The organism is Streptomyces sp. NPDC050423, assembly GCF_040655445.1.
Lineage (GTDB): Bacteria > Actinomycetota > Actinomycetes > Streptomycetales > Streptomycetaceae > Streptomyces.
Map to the genome: position 1 here is coordinate 63,943 of NZ_JBFAJY010000016.1, position 16,547 is coordinate 80,489.

General features: G+C 72.8%; 13 protein-coding genes and 1 pseudogene. 6 read left to right on the forward strand and 8 right to left on the reverse strand.

Annotated elements, in window-relative coordinates; translation table 11 throughout:
* Positions 1 to 85: 85 nt before the first annotated feature.
* The 5 genes from AB0I52_RS14595 to AB0I52_RS14615 all read right to left on the reverse strand — a co-directional run bounded on the left by AB0I52_RS14595 (position 86) and on the right by AB0I52_RS14615 (position 7,329).
* Positions 86 to 1,180, reverse strand: a complete 1,095-nt coding sequence (locus tag AB0I52_RS14595) for an RNA polymerase sigma factor (RefSeq protein WP_363072401.1) — start codon at positions 1,178 to 1,180, stop codon at positions 86 to 88.
* Positions 1,181 to 1,371: 191 nt separating this feature from the next.
* Positions 1,372 to 3,288, reverse strand: coding sequence for a DNA primase (dnaG, locus tag AB0I52_RS14600; protein ID WP_363072403.1), 1,917 nt, complete (start codon positions 3,286 to 3,288; stop codon positions 1,372 to 1,374).
* Positions 3,289 to 3,415: 127 nt separating this feature from the next.
* Positions 3,416 to 4,675 (reverse strand): FAD-dependent oxidoreductase, encoded by a 1,260-nt coding sequence (locus tag AB0I52_RS14605; RefSeq protein ID WP_363072404.1) that lies wholly within the window; start codon positions 4,673 to 4,675, stop codon positions 3,416 to 3,418.
* A gap of 347 nt (positions 4,676 to 5,022) precedes the next feature.
* On the reverse strand, positions 5,023 to 6,351 hold the full coding sequence (locus AB0I52_RS14610; RefSeq protein ID WP_363072406.1) for a deoxyguanosinetriphosphate triphosphohydrolase: 1,329 nt from the start codon (positions 6,349 to 6,351) through the stop codon (positions 5,023 to 5,025).
* A gap of 36 nt (positions 6,352 to 6,387) precedes the next feature.
* Complete coding sequence (locus AB0I52_RS14615; RefSeq protein ID WP_363072408.1) at positions 6,388 to 7,329, reverse strand: sirohydrochlorin chelatase; 942 nt, start codon at positions 7,327 to 7,329, stop codon at positions 6,388 to 6,390.
* A gap of 233 nt (positions 7,330 to 7,562) precedes the next feature.
* Here AB0I52_RS14615 and AB0I52_RS14620 point away from each other — a divergent pair, with 233 nt between their 5' ends.
* Positions 7,563 to 8,297: an ElyC/SanA/YdcF family protein gene (locus tag AB0I52_RS14620; RefSeq protein WP_363072410.1), complete on the forward strand. Its 735-nt coding sequence runs from the start codon at positions 7,563 to 7,565 to the stop codon at positions 8,295 to 8,297.
* A gap of 10 nt (positions 8,298 to 8,307) precedes the next feature.
* Here the strand turns inward: AB0I52_RS14620 and cutA are convergent.
* Positions 8,308 to 8,669, reverse strand: a pseudogene (cutA, locus tag AB0I52_RS14625) (divalent-cation tolerance protein CutA).
* Positions 8,670 to 8,747: 78 nt separating this feature from the next.
* Entirely contained in the window at positions 8,748 to 9,380 is a 633-nt protein-coding gene (locus AB0I52_RS14630) for an NAD(P)H-dependent oxidoreductase (RefSeq protein WP_363072412.1), read from the reverse strand.
* A gap of 88 nt (positions 9,381 to 9,468) precedes the next feature.
* Here AB0I52_RS14630 and AB0I52_RS14635 point away from each other — a divergent pair, with 88 nt between their 5' ends.
* The 4 genes from AB0I52_RS14635 (at position 9,469) to AB0I52_RS14650 (ending at position 12,821) form a co-directional block, all read left to right on the forward strand.
* Positions 9,469 to 10,269 (forward strand): aminotransferase class IV, encoded by an 801-nt coding sequence (locus AB0I52_RS14635; protein WP_363072414.1) that lies wholly within the window; start codon positions 9,469 to 9,471, stop codon positions 10,267 to 10,269.
* Between the two features lie 117 nt (positions 10,270 to 10,386).
* Entirely contained in the window at positions 10,387 to 10,863 is a 477-nt protein-coding gene (locus AB0I52_RS14640; RefSeq protein ID WP_363072529.1) for a DUF5990 family protein, read from the forward strand.
* Between the two features lie 375 nt (positions 10,864 to 11,238).
* A complete protein-coding gene (locus tag AB0I52_RS14645) occupies positions 11,239 to 12,099 on the forward strand; it encodes a hypothetical protein (protein ID WP_363072539.1) in 861 nt (286 codons plus the stop codon).
* A gap of 98 nt (positions 12,100 to 12,197) precedes the next feature.
* Positions 12,198 to 12,821, forward strand: a complete 624-nt coding sequence (locus tag AB0I52_RS14650; protein ID WP_363072416.1) for a class F sortase — start codon at positions 12,198 to 12,200, stop codon at positions 12,819 to 12,821.
* 35 nt (positions 12,822 to 12,856) lie between these two features.
* Here AB0I52_RS14650 and AB0I52_RS14655 read toward each other — a convergent pair whose 3' ends face one another.
* Positions 12,857 to 13,645 carry a TSUP family transporter gene (locus AB0I52_RS14655; RefSeq protein WP_363072418.1) on the reverse strand — a complete coding sequence of 263 codons (789 nt, stop codon included), beginning with the start codon at positions 13,643 to 13,645 and terminating at the stop codon, positions 12,857 to 12,859.
* Positions 13,646 to 13,939: 294 nt separating this feature from the next.
* On the opposite strand from AB0I52_RS14655, the gene nirB reads away from it, so the two are divergent.
* Positions 13,940 to 16,537: a nitrite reductase large subunit NirB gene (gene nirB / locus AB0I52_RS14660; protein WP_363072420.1), complete on the forward strand. Its 2,598-nt coding sequence runs from the start codon at positions 13,940 to 13,942 to the stop codon at positions 16,535 to 16,537.
* Positions 16,538 to 16,547: the final 10 nt, after the last annotated feature.

The window sequence follows — 16,547 nt, forward strand, 5'->3', positions numbered from 1 at the left end:
GACTTCTAAAACACGACCTAGCCGGCCACACCCTGCTCACGGCGCCGTTCCGCGGCTGCCCCGGCGGGTGCGCGGGTACGCGTACTCAGTCGAGGTAGCCGCGGAGCTGGTCGGCGAAGGCGTGGTCCCGCAGTTTGCTGAGGGTCTTGGACTCGATCTGGCGGATGCGTTCACGGGTCACGCCGAAGATCCGGCCTATCTCCTCAAGCGTGCGGGGCCGCCCGTCGGCCAGCCCGTAGCGCAGCTGGACCACCTTCCGCTCGCGCTCGTTGAGCGTGGAGAGCACGACCTCCAGGTGTTCGCGCAGCAGCAGGAAGGCGGCGGACTCCACCGGGGACGCGGCGTCCCCGTCCTCGATCAGGTCGCCGAAGGAGACGTCGTCCTCCTCGCCGACCGGGGCGTGCAGGGACACGGGTTCCTGGGCGAGGCGCAGCACCTCGCCCACCCGCTCCGGGGTCAGGTCGAGCTGGGCGGCGACCTCCTCGGGAGTCGGCTCGTAGCCGCGTTCCTGGAGCATCCGGCGCTGGACCCGCACGACGCGGTTGATCAGTTCGACGACATGGACCGGGACCCGTATGGTCCGCGCCTGGTCGGCCAGGGCGCGGGACATGGCCTGCCGGATCCACCAGGTCGCGTACGTCGAGAACTTGTAGCCGCGGGCGTAGTCGAACTTCTCGACCGCCCGGATCAGTCCGAGGTTTCCCTCCTGGACCAGGTCGAGCATGGTCAGTCCGCGGCCGACGTAGCGTTTGGCCACGGAGACGACCAGGCGCAGATTGGCCTCGATGAGCCGGCGTTTGGCCATCCGGCCCATGACGACGAGGCGGTCCAGATCGACGGCGAGGCGGGTGTCGGGGTCCGGGGTGCGGGCGAGGCGCTCCTCGGCGAACAGGCCGGCTTCGACGCTGCGGGCGAGCTCCACCTCGTCGGCGGCGGTGAGCAGCTGGATGCGGCCGATCTCCCGCAGGTACTGCCGGAACAGATCGGACGACGGCACGCTCGTGTCCGGCCGGCCGCGCCGCGCGGGGGGCTCGGGCAGCTCCGCCGACTCCTCCATGACCACCTCGGGTGGGTCGGGGATGTCCTGCGGGTCCGCCGCGGCTTCCGGATGACGTACGGCCCGGTGCTGCGCGGGGACTGCCGAGACATGCTCGGTCTTGGTCACGGTCCGGGTCTGCACGGGGGCGACCTCCAGGTGATCGCTGCCGGACCGCGGGGATGGAGGACCACCGTTCGGTGGGCCGCCGCGCTCCGATGACTCAGGCACCGCCACCCAGTGTGGGGTACGACACACAGCTGCCACGAGGGGCGTGCGGGGACTTTCTGAGTCCGCCCGGTGACCGGACGGTCACCGGAGGCGGCCCGGGGGCCTCAGAGCGCGTCGGCTCCGCTGCTGCGCAGGGACTGGGCGTACTGCTGGAGGACCCAGACCTCGTTCTGCGCGGCGGCCAGGTGGTCCGGGGCGACATTGCTGCCGAGCCGGGCGAGGCTGCCCTGGACGTCGTCGATCCGGCGGTCCACGGCCCGCAGCCGGACCTTCACCAGGTGCTCGCCCGCGTAGGCCTCGTCGATGGACTTGCCGTGGAAGACCTCGACCGCCAGCTCGGTGACCAGCTTGCGCACCGTTTCGTTGGGGGTCGCGTCGAGCACCTGGACGAGGTATTCGCGGGTCTCGGCGACGCCGAGCTCCGCGCCGCCGACCTGCGCGATGCACTCGCGGACGGCCGCGTAGGGCGGGGCGGTGAACTCGTCCGTCCCGTAGGCGTCGAAGGCCGGGGAGACCAGGGCGGGCTTCTGCAGGGCGAGCTTGAGCAGCTCGCGCTCGGTGCGGTGGGCCGGGCTGCGGAGGTTGAGCGCGGGGCCGGAGGGGCCGGAGGCCGCGGCGGAGGGCTGGGCCTGCTGGTGCTGGGCGCCGGCGCGGGAGGAGGAGCGTGCGGGGCCTCGCTGGTCGCCCCGGCCGCGGGCCCACTGGGCGAGCTGGTTGACCCGGTGCACGACGTACTCCTGGTCCAGGATGCCGACGAAGCCGGCGAGCTGGACGGCGACCTCGCGCTGCACGCTGCCCGTCTTGATCTTGGCGACGACGGGGGCGGCCTCGTCGAGCGCGGCGGCGCGGCCCGCCGGGGTCTCCAGGTCGTAGCGGCCCACGATCTGGCGGAGGGCGAACTCGAAGAGCGGGGTGCGGGGTTCGACCAGGTCGCGGACGGCCTCGTCGCCCTTGGCGAGCCGCAGATCGCACGGGTCCATGTTGTCCGGGGCGATCGCGATGTAGGTCTCCGCGGCGAATTTCTGGTCGTCCTCGAAGGCGCGCAGGGCAGCCTTCTGGCCTGCCGCGTCACCGTCGAAGGTGAAGATCACCCGGGCGCTGCCGTTGTCCATCAGGAGCCGGCGCAGGATCTTGATGTGGTCGCCGCCGAACGCGGTGCCGCAGGTGGCGATGGCGGTGGTGATCCCGGCGAGGTGGCAGGCCATCACGTCGGTGTAGCCCTCGACGACGACGGCCCGGCTGGCCTTCGCGATGTCCTTCTTGGCCAGGTCGATGCCGTACAGCACCTGGGACTTCTTGTAGATCGCGGTCTCGGGGGTGTTGAGGTACTTCGGGCCGTTGTCGTCGTCGCGCAGTTTGCGGGCGCCGAAGCCGACGATGTCGCCCGCGGTGTCGCTGATCGGCCACATCAGCCGGCCGCGGAAGCGGTCGATGGGGCCGCGCCTGCCGTCCTGGGAGATGCCGGAGGCGATCAGCTCCTTGTCGCTGAAGCCCTTGCCGCGCAGGTAGCGGGTGAGGTGGTCCCAGCCGGCCGGGCTGTAGCCGACGCCGAAGTGGCCGGCCGCCGCCTGGTCGAAGCCGCGCTCGGCGAGGAACTTGCGGCCGATCTCGGCCTCGGGCCCGTCGAGCTGCTCGACGTAGAACTGGGCGGCCGCCTTGTGCGCCTCGACCAGCCTGATCCGCTCACCGCGCTGGTGGGAGGGGTTGTACCCGCCCTCCTCGTACCGCAGGGTGATGCCGGCCTGGGCGGCGAGCCGCTCGACCACCTCGGAGAACTGGAGGTGGTCGATCTTCATCACGAAGGCGATCGTGTCGCCGCCCTCCTGGCAGCCGAAGCAGTGGAAGAGACCCTTGCTCGGACTGACCTGGAAGGAGGGGGACTTCTCGTCGTGGAAGGGGCACAGGCCCTTGAGGTTTCCACCGCCCGCGTTGCGCAGCTGGAGGTACTCGGAAACGACGGCGTCGATCGGGACCGCGTCCCGGACCGCCTTCACGTCGTCGTCATTGATCCTGCCTGCCACGGGTGAAGTCTACGGGTGGGCAGTGACAGCCATGGTGCGGGCGGGGTGTGACGCGGGCCGCCCCCGGTGCCCGGGTCCGCCCCGTGCCGCGGCCCGCCGGGCTCCGGCACGGGGCGGTCCGGACCGCTCAGATCAGGGATTCCAGCGGCACCGAGGGATCGGCCAGCGCCTCCGGGTCGACCGGCCGGCCGGTCTTGATCAGTTCCTGCACGGTGTCGGTGACGTCCCACACGTTCACGTTCATCCCGGCGAGCACCTTGCCGTCCTTCAGCCAGAACGCGATGAACTCGCGCTTGCCCGCGTCGCCGCGGATCACCACCTGGTCGTAGCTGCCGGGCGGTGCCCAGCCCGAGTACTCCAGGCCGAGGTCGTACTGGTCGGAGAAGAAGTACGGCACCCGGTCGTAGGAGACGTCCTGGCCGAGCATGGCGCGGGCCGCCGCCGGGCCGCCGTTCAGCGCGTTGGCCCAGTGCTCCACCCGCAGCCGGGTGCCGAGCCCCGGATGTGCCACGTTGGCGACGTCACCGGCGGCGTAGATGTGCGGGTCGCTGGTGCGCAGGGAGGCGTCCACGGCGATGCCGCCGCCCAGGGCGCGGGGGGCGATGTCGAGGCCCGCGGCCTCGGCGAGGGCGGAGCGCGGGGCGGCCCCGATCGCGGCGAGGACGTCGTGGGCGGGGTGCTCCTCGCCGTCATCGGTGCGGACCGCGAGCACCATGCCGTCCTGGCCGACGATCTCGGTGAGCCGGCCGCCGAAGTGGAAGCGGACGCCGTGGTCGCTGTGCAGATCGGTGAAGAGCTGGCCGAGCTCGGGGCCGATGACCCGGTGCAGCGGGGTCGCCTCCGGTTCGACGACGGTGACCTCGGCGCCGTATCCGCGGGCTGCCGCCGCGACCTCCAGGCCGATCCAGCCGGCTCCGGCGATCACCAGATGGCCGTTGTCGCGGCCGAGCGCGGCCAGGACGTTGCGCAGCCGGTCGGAGTGGGCGAGGCGGCGCAGGTGGTGGACGCCCGCCAGGCCGGTGCCGGGGATGTCGAGGCGGCGCGGCTCGGCGCCGGTGGCCAGGAGCAGCTTGTCGTAGTGGATGACGGTGCCGTCGCCGAGCTCCACGGAGCGGGCGTCGCGGTTCAGTACGGTGACGGGCTGGCCGAGGTGGAGCTCGATGTCGGCCCCCGCGTACCAGGCCGTCTCGTGGACGAAGACGCTGTCGCGTTCCTCCTTGCCGGTCAGGTACCCCTTGGAGAGCGGCGGGCGTTCGTACGGATGGTCGCGCTCATCGCCGATCAGGATGACCCGGCCGCTGAAACCCGCCGAGCGGAGCGTCTCCGCCGCCTTCGCTCCGGCCAGTCCTCCGCCGACAATGACGAACGTCCGATGTGCGTCGACCACTTGATGCCTCCTCGGTGCTTGCTGCGCGGCGCCAACTGCGAGCGTCCCGCACGCAGCGTGATGGCGAAAGGGGGTGTGACCCGATCAGGTCACGCCCAGTGGTCATGGGCCGGTCCGCGGACCGGTGCCGCACCACGGGGAACAGGGTGGCAGGTACGCGGCGCGGCCACGCGGTACGCGCACCCAGCACACCACCTGTCACATGGCCGGGCGTCTCCGCCGCGCCCCGTCGCCGCCGGACATGCGCGGGCGGGACGCGTACGGGGTGACCTCCGGTGCGGGCCGGGCCGGTCTTCGCCGGCGCGGGAACCGCGCGGGAGGGGCCGGGTGCGGAGTCCGGTGCGGGGTCATCGGCCGGGCGCGGTCAGTGAGTGGTGCAGGGTGCGGGCCGACGCGTCGGTCAGGGCGGCGATCTGGTCGACCAGGACGCGCTTGCGGGACCGGTCGTCGGGCGCGGCCTCGTACAGCGCCCGCAGCTGCGGCTCAAGGCCCTCGGGCGCGCGGGCGGTCAGCGCCGCGGCCAGTTCGGCGATGACGATCCGCTGGTCGGCGCGGATCGCCTCCTGCTCGGCGCGCTGCATGACGTAGCGGTCGGCGACCGCCTTGAGCACCGCGCATTCGTTGCGCGCCCCGCGGGGCACGACGAGCTCGGCGCCGTACCTGCCGAGGCGGCCGGTACCGTACGCCAGTCGGGTGCCGTTCTCGGCGGCGAGGCAGAACCGGCCGATCAGCTGGCTCGTGGCGTCCTTCAGCCGGGCCTGGGCGACGGCCGAGCCGTCGTAGCCGTGCGGCCACCAGTCCTGGCCGATGAGCCGGTCCAGTGCGTCGGACAGCTCCTGGGGGTCGGTGTCCGCCGGGACGTACCGTCCGATGGCGACCTGCCAGATCTCCTGCCGCTCCGGCTCGGCGTCCAGGCAGTTGGGGTCGATGTGCCCGGCGTGCAGCCCGTCCTCGAAGTCGTGGACCGAGTACGCCACGTCGTCGGACCAGTCCATCACCTGGGCCTCGAAGCACTTGCGGTCCTGCGGGGCGCCCTTGCGGAACCAGTCGAAAACCGGCAGGTCGTCCTCGTAGACCCCGAACTTCGGGGAGCCGGGGTCGGTGGGGTGGGCGCCCCGGGGCCAGGGGTACTTGGTGGCGGCGTCGAGCGCGGCGCGGGTCAGGTTGAGGCCGACGCTGACGAGCTCGCCGGTCCGGGGGTCGGGGACGAACCGCTTCGGTTCGAGCCGGGTCAGCAGGCGCAGCGACTGGGCGTTCCCCTCGAAGCCGCCGCAGTCCGAGGCGAAGTCGTTGAGGGCCTGCTCGCCGTTGTGGCCGAAGGGCGGGTGGCCCATGTCGTGGGCGAGGCAGGCCGTCTCGACCAGGTCGGGGTCGCAGCCGAGTGCGGCGCCGAGCTCCCGGCCGACCTGGGCGCATTCCAGGGAGTGGGTGAGCCGGGTCCGGGGGCTGGCGTCCCAGGCGTAGCTGCGGGTGCCGGGGGTGACCACCTGGGTCTTCCCGGCGAGCCGGCGCAGCGCGGCGGAGTGGAGCACGCGGGCGCGGTCGCGCTGGAAGGCGGTGCGGCCGGGCCGTTTGTCCGGTTCGGTGGCCCAGCGCTCGGCGTCGGCGGCGCCGTAGGGAGCCGTGTCCGATTCCCGCGTGCCGTGCGTGTGGTGCGTGTCGTGCGTGCCTTCCATGAGGTCGACATTAATCGGCCGGGCTGACAAGGGGGCTCAGGCGGGTGCCAGGAAATGTGTGTTCATCCGATTTTCGTGTGCCGGGACACCGGCCGTCCTTGCCTGGTCGTAGCGGTGCAGCAGCAGCCGGGCCATCGCGGGGTGCGCGCCGAGCGGCGCCGCGGCGATCCACGGTGCGGCCTGGGCAGCGGCCGAGGCGAAGCGTCCGGGGGCGGTGAAGTACGAGGCGACGGCGACCCGCCGGCGGCCGCGGGCGGCCAGCGCGCGCAGGGCGGCCGGGACGGTGGGCGCCCCGGCGGAGGCGTGGGCGGGAACGACGGGCACCCCGCCGAGCCGTTCGCTGAGCAGGTGCGCGGTGCGGCGGGTGTCGGCGGCCGATTCGGGGTCGCGCGAACCGGCGGCGGCGAGGACCACGGCGCTGTCGCGGTTCCCGTCGTCCGCGGGCTGCCAGCCGGCCTCGGCGAGCCGGCCGTGGAGCGCCTCGACCAGCAACGGGTGCGGTCCCAGCGGCGCGGCGGTCAGGGCGCGCAGGGCGGGGGCGCCTGCGACGGCCTCCGGGATGTCCCGCTTGACGTGGTGGCCGCGGCCCAGCAGCAGCGGCACCAGGACCGCTTCGCCGTCGCCCAGGGCGTCCAGGGTCGCCGGCAGGAGGGGTGCGTTCAGCTCGATGTGGCCGAGCCGGACGTCGAGCCCCGGCCGCAGCTCCCGCACCCGGCCGAGCAGCTCCGTCACCGTGCGCAGCGCCCGCGGGTCCCGGCTGCCGTGCGCGACGGCGACCAGGGCGGGGGCGGCGGGGGTCAGGGGGCTCGCGTGGTCCGGTGCGGGCTGGTGCCGGGTGCGGTGCATGGGCCGTCGGGTTCCGTTCGGTGAGAGGAGGCTGAGCCGGGACCCGAGCTGTGCGGTGACGCGGGTCAGCAGTTGCGCGGTGCTGTCGAGGGGCGGGGACTCCTGAGGGTGTTCCGGTGCCGGCTCCGTCATGGACCGATGGTGCCGGGCGCGGGTTGCCGCGTCGTTGCGGGCCGGTCACGGGTGTTTGCCGCGACCTCACCGCACGGCCCGGGGCGCTGTGGGACGGCGGCGCCACGCGGTCCGGCCGGCGAATCCGGGCGGGCGGTGACGAACACGCAGAACCCTTGGGGCCGTCCTGTCGTCAAGTCATAGGGGGACAGCTCGGTACGGCACGGGGCAATGACAGGAACGAGGGCGCTTTCATGCGGCTGAAGCGACAGGGTGCGGGGGCGGGCCGGGGCCGGCTGAGGAGAACGGCGGCCCGGCTGCGGCCCCGGCTGCCGCGGACCCGGCGGGGGCGGCGCCGGGCCGTGCAGGGGATGATGGCCGCCTGCGTGCTGGGCCTGGCACCCGCCACCTGGCTGCACTCGGTGGCCGACGCCCGGATCAGGACGACGGCGGACGTACCCGCGCAGCAGGTCGCCGTGGTGTTCGGGGCGGGGCTGTGGGACGGGAAGCCGTCCCCGTACCTCGCGAACCGGCTGCGGGCCGCGGCCGAGCTGTACCGGGACAAGAAGGTGAGGGTCGTGCTGGTGACCGGTGACAACAGCCGGGTGGAGTACGACGAGCCGGACGCGATGCGCACGTTCCTGGTCGGGCACGGGGTGCCGGACAGCAGGATCGTCAGCGACTTCGCCGGCTTCGACACCTGGGACTCGTGCGTGCGGGCCAGGAAGATCTTCGGGGTGGAGCGGGCCGTGCTGGTGTCCCAGGGCTTCCACATCCGGCGGGCGATCGCGCTGTGCCGGGCGGCGGGGATCGACGCGTACGGCGTCGGGGTCGACGCCACACACGATGCGACCTGGTACTACGGCGGGACCCGGGAGATCGCCGCGGCGGGGAAGGCGGCACTGGAGGCGCTGTTCAAGCCCGACCCGCACTTCCTGGGCCCCCGGGAGCCGGGCGTGGAGACGGCCCTCGCGGCGGATGTCCGGTGAGCGCGCCTCGTCAGGGGAGCCGGGGCCCCGGGCTCCCTCCCGAGGTGACCGGCGCGGTCTCCGCCGACACCCAGCCGAGGTAGCCGGCGCTGCCCCGTACCACCGGGACCGCGATGATCTCCGGGGTGTCGTAGTCGTGCGCCTCCTGGAGACGGGCCTCCAGTTCGTCGTACCGCTCGGCCGTCGTCCTGATGAGCAGCTACCACTCCTCGGCGGTCTCGATGGCGTTCTGCCACCGGTAGACCGAGAGGACGGGCGCGGAGATCTGTACGCAGGCGGCGAGCCGCGCCTCCACCACGCCCTGCGCCGGCAGCCGGGCCTTCTCCTCGCTGTCCGTCGTGGTCAGCACGTCAGCCATGCGGGCGAAGTCACCTTCGGCCTCCTCTTCGTCTCCTCGGAACCGGCAGCGGTCCGCCTCCATCGTCGGGGGCGTGGCCCGCTGCCGCCCGGTCAGCTGCTGTACGGCCGCACCTCCTTCGCGTCCCGCAGCGCCCTGCCCCACCAGACCAGCTGGTCGAGCAGCGACTTCGCGGCGGCGTCGGCACCGGCCGGGTCCCGGTGCCTGCCCTCGTCGTCGAAGAGCGCGCCGGCGTTGTGGAAGGAGACGGTGTCGCGGATCGAGACGGCGTGCAGTTCGGCGAAGACCTGACGCAGGTGCTCGACCGCGCGCAGCCCGCCGGACACCCCGCCGTAGGAGACGAAGGCGACGGGTTTGGCCTGCCATTCGGCGTGGTGCCAGTCGATGAGGTTCTTGAGCGGGGCCGGGTAGGAGTGGTTGTACTCGGGGGTGATGACGACGAAGGCGTCGGCGGCCGCCAACCGGCCCGCGACCCCGGCCAGCCGGTCCGCCGCCTCGGGTCCGGGGCGGTACGAGTGCACGGTCGGGAGGTCGAGTCCGGCGACATCGACCAGGTCGGTCACAAGGGCCGGGTGGCCGTCGGTGCGGGAGAGGAACCAGTCGGCGACGACGGGGGCGAAGCGGCCCTCGCGGTTGCTGGCGAGAATGACCGCGACCTTCAGAGGGGCGCCGGCGGAAGAGGTGATGGAAGTGGGGGCTGTGGAATCAGTGGTGTTGAGGTCCATGGGTAGAGGCTCATGCCTCAACCACGGTTGAGGTCAAGCGCCGGACAACCCCCCTCTGCGCCGTGCGTGTCGGCATACGGTGGAACGCATGACGAATCCAGCAGCCGCCCCGGTCCCGTACGCCGAGTTCGACGGACATCCGGCCACCGAGGACGACCTGCGGACAGCCGCGTTCTTCAACTACGGCCATTTCACCGCCATGCAGGTCAGGGAGGGCCGGGTGCGCGGGCTCGGACTGCACCTGGACCGGCTGGACGGCGCGAACCGGGCGATCTTCGAACTCCCGCTGGACGGCGGGCGGGTGCGCGAGCTGATCCGCCACGCGCTCCAGGGTGCGGGGGCCGCCGACGGCTCGGTGCGGGTGCACGGATTCCTGCCGCCGGGCACCACCGCGACGACCGTCATGGTCACGGTGCGCGCCCCGGCGCGCATGTCCACCGAGCCGAAGAGCATGATGTCCGTCCCGTACGCCCGCGCCGTGCCGCACCTCAAGCGTCCCGGCGAGTTCGGCCAGACGTACTACGGGAATCTCGCCTCCCGCGCGGGCTTCGACGATGCGGTCCTGACCCTGCCCGACGGCTCGGTGACCGAGGGGTCGTTCACCAACATCGGTTTCTGGGACGGCGATTCGGTCGTCTGGCCGCAGGCGCCCGCGCTGCTCGGCACCACCATGGCGCTGCTGGAGCAGGAGTTCCCCGGCGCGGGCGTCCGGTCGCGGCACAGTCCGGTGACGCTGGACGGGCTGGGGGCCTACCGGTCGGCGTTCGTGACCAACTCGCAGGGCATCGCGCCGGTCCGCCGGATCGATGACACCGCGTTCACGGTGGACGAGGAGCTGATGAGGCGGCTGGACACGGCCTACGGGAAGGCGCCCTGGGACACCGTGTGAGACCTCCGGCCCCGGCTGGGCGGGACGGGCACCTCGGCGCACGGCCGGTCGGGGGCGTGGCCCCGAGAGGGGACCATGGGGCACATGGAGATCCCCACCGAAGGCCCGCAGTCGCGCATGCAGATCCACATCGAGGGCTCACGCCTGCCCGGCCGCACCTGCGGGCCCGGCGGCGACTTCGCCGGCTACGAGAACATCCACGTGGGCGTGCAGCGCAGGGACCGGCCGGGCGAACTCCTCGGGCTGTTTCCGGGCGACGCCCCGGCCGCCTCCTGGACCCTGGACTGCACCGCAACCGCCTCGCCTGACGGGGTCGGGGTCAGCGGGCCGTACGTACAGGACAGGCTCGGCGGGCGCTTCGTCTACCTGTCGTGGGGCACGGTCGACGGGAACGGCCTCTTCTCGATGTTCCGGCGGGCCAAGCTGGTGTTCGCCGACATCGGGGCGGACGTCCTCGAAGCAGCCGCACGTTCCGGGCACCTCACGGCACGGCTGCCGCTCTCCGACGCCAAGGGCCTGCCGCTCTGCGCGCGGGTCCGGCCGCCGGTCGTCGAGTGGTCCGCCGCCGCTCCGGAATGGGCGTCCCTCTCCTGACACACCGTTGCGGACGCGGAGCCGCCCTCATCGGGTCCAGGGGGGGCGGGCCCGATGAGGGCGGCGGCCGGAGGCGGCTAAGAGACGCCGTCCCGTGGGGGGTGTGATGCGTGTGCCCCTCGACCACAAGGTCATGCATGTGATGTGCACCACATTCACTGCGGGGTCATCACCCGATCGGCACCGGATGCCGCAAGGTGCCGCACCTCCCCCACCATCACCGCCCTGACCTGCACGCATACCGCGTGGCAAGGAGGCTGCGCCGGTCCGGACGGGTGACAGCTGACTCGGTGTCAGCAGGCGTGGGCGGCCGCCCGGCCGTTAGCTCGGAGCCAGGACACACCCGCCAGCGCCCCTTGCTCGGAGGAACCCCCCATGCGCAGTCCCGCTCGCCTCGTGACCGGCACCGCTGCCGCCGCGGCCCTCGCCGCCGCCGCGCTCGGCCTCTGCGCCGCCGCCCCGTCGGCGTACGGGGACGAACTGGGCCCGCTGGAGATCACCCCGGCGAGCGCGGCTCCGGGAACCACGGTCACCGTGAACACCACCGCCTGCGGGGGCGACACCGGCGCGACCGGCGACGCGAGCTCGCTGGCCGCCTCCCGCTTCGCGCTGGCACCGGCCACCCTCAAGGAGGTCCTGGCCGGTTCCTTCCGGGTACCCGGCAACGTCGAGCCCGGCCCGTACAGCATCGACGTGGCCTGCGAGAACGGCAAGGAGGCCACCGGCGAGATCGAGGTGAAGGCCGCCGGCACCGCGGGCAGGGACACCGCCGGCACCGCCCGGACGGACACCGCCCCGGGTGGTTCCGGGAAGGACTCCCCCGCGGACGCCGACGACCCCTCGGGCTATGACGCCTCGGGTTACGACTCGTCCGGCTACGACTCCTCGGGCCTCGACGAGGCCGAGGCCGCCGGTTCCGCCCTCGTGCCGGACTCCCCCGCGGCCCCGGGCCGCGGCACCTCCAGCGAGCGGCCGAGCCCGTCCGGGCACGAGAGCTCCGCCACGCACGAGAACTCCGCCGCGCACGACAGCTCGTCGGACCACGAGACCCCCTCCGGCCACCGCTCCTCGGCCGCACCCACCGCCCCCACGGGGCACGTGAGGACCGGTGTCGGCGGCAGCGTCGGACCGGACACCACCCAGATCGCGGCGGGCGCAGGCGTTCTCGCCGCGACCGCCGTCGGCGGAGCCTGGCTCCTGCGTCGCCGGGCGAGCGGCACGCAGGACGACAGCTGACGGAGACTTCCACCTCTCCGTACCGCCTGGTCCCGTCCCGGTGGCCCAGCGCCACCGGGACGGGACCGCAATCCATCCTCGTCACCCGGAGGACGACCGTGTCCCAGAAGGCCAAGGGCTGGCTGCTCGTCGTCGCGGCGCTGGCCGGTGTCTGGCTGATCCGGAACGGCGCGGACACCCGGCTGACCCCGCCCGGCCCGGCCTCCGCCCAGGCCTTCGCCGCCGGACCGGAACTGCTGCCGGGGTCACCGGTCGCCGAACCGCTGCGCCCCTCCGCCCCCGTCCGCATCCGGATCCCCAGCATCCGGGTGGACGCCCCGATGATGCGGCTCGGGCTCGGCCCCGACGGCAGCCTCGATGTGCCTCCGGCCGGGAACACCGACATCGTCGGCTGGTACAAGGACGGCACCCCACCGGGCGCCAAGGGAAGTGCGATCGTCGCCGGACATGTCGACAACGCCCAGGGCCCGTCCGTCTTCTACAACCTGGGCTCACTGAAGAAGGGCAGCACCGTCGAGGTGCTCCGGCAGGACGGCCGCACCGCCGTCTTCGCGCTCGACGCCATCGAGGTCTACGACAGCAAGGACTTCCCCGACAAGCGGGTGTACGGGTCCTCGGAACACGCCTCGCTGCGGCTGATCACCTGCGGCGGCGGCTTCTCCGAGTCGACGGGTTACGAGGGCAACGTGGTGGCGTACGCCCACCTCACCTCGGTGCGCTGACGCCGGGCGGGACTTCACTGACACACCCGCGGCGCTCACGCGTTCCACTGGTCGAAGGCGAGCTTCGCGACCAGCGAGAACACCACGACCAGCAGCACCCCGCGGACGAACTCGCTGCCCCTGCTCAGCGCCATCCGCGCGCCGACCAGGCCGCCCGCCAGGTTGAACACCGCCATCAGACCGGCCAGCTGCCACATCACGTTGCCCTGGTACGCGAACATCGCCAGCGCGCCGCCGTTGGTGCAGACGTTGACGATCTTCGCGTTGGCCGAGGCCGTCACCAGATCGAGGTGGAGCACCGCGGTCAGCGCCAGCACCAGGAAGGTGCCGGTACCCGGTCCGAACAGCCCGTCGTACAGGCCGATGCCGCCGCCCACCAGGACGATCGCGGTGACGGTGCGGGCCCGGGTGACCGGGGGTGCGGTGCCGTCCTCGGGCGTCCTGCCGAACCGGGGCCGCAGCATGACGAACCCCGCGACCGCCAGCAGCACCACCATGATCACCGGGCGCAGCACCTCGCTGCTGATCCCGGCGGCGAAGAAGGCGCCCGTCATCGATCCGGCCAGGGCCGCGAGGCCGATCCGCAGCGCGGCGGCGACCTTCACCGGCGCCTTGCGCGCGTAGGCGACGGCGGCGCCGGACGTGCCGACGATGGCGACCGCCTTGTTGGTGCCGAGGATGTGCGCGGCGGGGACGTGCGGCAGCCCCAGCAGCAGGGCGGGCAGCAGAAGGAGTCCGCCGCCGCCGACCACCGCGTCGATCCAGCCGGCCGCTCCCGCGGCGAGGCACAGCACGACGAGGGTGGTCACGGTTATGTCAGGCATGATCGCGACCCTAAGGAAAAGGCGCGTATCGCGTCCAACCGTCCTGCCCGTACGGCAGAAGAGTTGAGCGAACTCTGAGCTTGCCGCGGTCCCCCCGATGCCGCAGGCCGTCTCCACTGCTCACAGGCCGGCCCCGCCGGCGCTGAGCGCAAGGTTCCTCCCGGGAAACGGCGGGGATCCGGACGGGTAACACCCGCCGGACACGCTTCCGTCACGAGCACCCGGGCCGGGGATTTCCCGCTCCCCCGCCCCACCTGCTGCTCCACCCGCTCACCGACGACGGAGGCTTCTGAGATGCCGGTGTCCCCTTCCCCGACCGCCGCCCGCGCCGCCGGCCCCGCAGCCGTGCCGACCCTCGTGGTCGTCGGGCACGGGATGGTCGGCCAGCGGTTCCTGGAGGCCCTCGCCGACCGCGGGCTGACCGCCGCGGCCGGCGCCGCCAGGGTCGTCGTGCTCTGCGAGGAGCCCCGTGCCGCCTACGACCGGGTCCAGCTGACCTCGTACTTCTCCGGGCGCACCCCGGACGACCTGTCGCTGGTCGAGCCCGGCTTCATGGAGCGGCACGGCTTCGAGCTGCGCCTCGGTGACCCGGCGGAGTCCCTGGACCGGGAGGCGCGCACGGTCACCGCACGCTCCGGCGAGACCTTCGCGTACGACACGCTGGTCCTGGCCACCGGCTCCTACCCGTTCGTCCCGCCGGTCCCCGGCAGGGACACCGAGGGCTGCTTCGTCTACCGCACCGTCGAGGACCTGCTCGCGATCGAGGAGTACGCGGGGACGGCGAGGACCGGTGCGGTCATCGGCGGCGGGCTGCTCGGCCTGGAGGCCGCGGGCGCCCTGAAGGGGCTCGGCCTCGACACGCACGTGGTGGAGTTCGCGCCCCGGCTGATGCCGGCGCAGGTCGACGAGGGCGGTGGCGCCGCGCTGCTGCGTACCGTCGAGAACATGGGCCTGACCGTGCACACGGGTGTCGGCACCCAGGAGGTGACCGCGGGCGAGGACGGCTCGGTGAACGGGATGTCGCTCTCCGACGGCTCCTCGCTCGCCACGGACCTGGTGGTCTTCTCGGCCGGGGTACGGCCCCGCGACCAGCTGGCCCGGGACTGCGGTCTGGCGGTCGGCCCGCGCGGCGGCGTCGTCGTGGACGAGCAGTGCCGCACCTCCGACCCGGCGGTCTTCGCGATCGGCGAGTGCGCGCTCGCCCCGGACGGCCGGGTGTACGGGCTGGTGGCGCCCGGCTACGAGATGGCGCAGACCGCCGTCGGGGTGATCGCGGGCGAGGAGGCGTCGTTCACCGGTGCCGACATGTCGACGAAGCTGAAGCTGCTCGGGGTCGACGTGGCGTCCTTCGGTGACGCGCACGGCACCTCCGATGGCTGCCTCGACGTGGTGTACGCGGACGCCCGCTCCGGCGTCTACAAGAAACTGGTGATCGGGCAGGACGGCACGCTGCTCGGCGGGGTGCTCGTCGGGGACGCCGACCAGTACGGCACGCTGCGGGCGATGACGGGCACCGTCCTGCCGGTCGCCCCCGAGCAGCTGGTACTTCCGGCCGGTGCGGGCGGCCCGGCCGTCCTCGGCCCGTCCGCGCTGCCCGACGACGCGGTGATCTGTTCCTGCCACAACGTCACCAAGGGCGCGGTCCGCGAGCACGGCACGCTGCCCGAGGTGAAGAGGTGCACCAAGGCCGGTACCGGTTGCGGCAGTTGCGTCAAGGTCATCGGCCAACTGCTCCCGCAGAGCGGGGACAAGGGCCTGTGCGGCTGCTTCCCGTACACCCGTGGCGAGCTGTACGAGATCGTCCGCACCCTGGAGGTCACCTCGTACGCCGAGCTGCTCGACTCGCACGGCCGTGCGGCGGCCCGCGGCGGTGACGGCTGCGAGGTCTGCAAGCCGACGGTCGGCTCCGTCATCGCCTCGCTGGCCCCGACGGTCGGCGCGAGCGGCTACGTCCTGGACGGCGAGCAGGCCGCGCTCCAGGACACCAACGACCACTTCCTGGCCAACCTCCAGCGCAACGGCTCGTACTCGGTCGTGCCGCGCGTCCCCGGCGGTGAGATCACCCCGGAGAAGCTGATCGTGATCGGCGAGGTGGCCCGGGACTTCGGCCTCTACACCAAGATCACCGGCGGGCAGCGCATCGACCTGTTCGGCGCCCGCGTCGAGCAGTTGCCGCTGATCTGGACCCGGCTGGTCGACGCGGGCTTCGAGTCGGGGCACGCGTACGGGAAGTCGCTGCGGACGGTCAAGTCCTGTGTGGGGCGGACCTGGTGCCGCTACGGCGTCCAGGACTCGGTGAAGATGGCGATCGACCTGGAGCTGCGCTACCGGGGCCTGCGCTCCCCGCACAAGCTCAAGTCGGCGGTCTCGGGCTGCGCCCGGGAGTGCGCGGAGGCCCGCGGCAAGGACTTCGGGATCATCGCCACCGCCGGCGGCTGGAACCTGTACGTGGGCGGCAACGGCGGAGCCACCCCGCGCCACGCGGACCTGCTCGCCCAGGATCTGTCCGACGCCGCACTGGTGCGGCTGATCGACCGGTTCCTGATGTTCTACATCCGCACCGCGGACCGGCTGGAGCGCACCTCCACCTGGCTGGACCGCGTCGAGGGCGGCCTGGACCACGTGCGGGACGTCGTCGTGCACGACTCGCTCGGGCTCTGCGACGAGCTGGAGCGGCTGATGGCCGACCACGTCCGCGGCTACCGCGACGAGTGGGCCGAGACCATCAACGACCCCGAGCGGCTGCGCCGCTTCGTCACCTTCGTCAACGCACCCGACGCACCCGACCCCTCGGTGAGGTTCGTCCCGGAACGCGACCAGATCAAGCCCGACCTGGACATCCTCGCCGGCCCGGTCCTCGCCGTCCGCACCCTCGAAGGGACCGCCTCCTGATGACGAACCG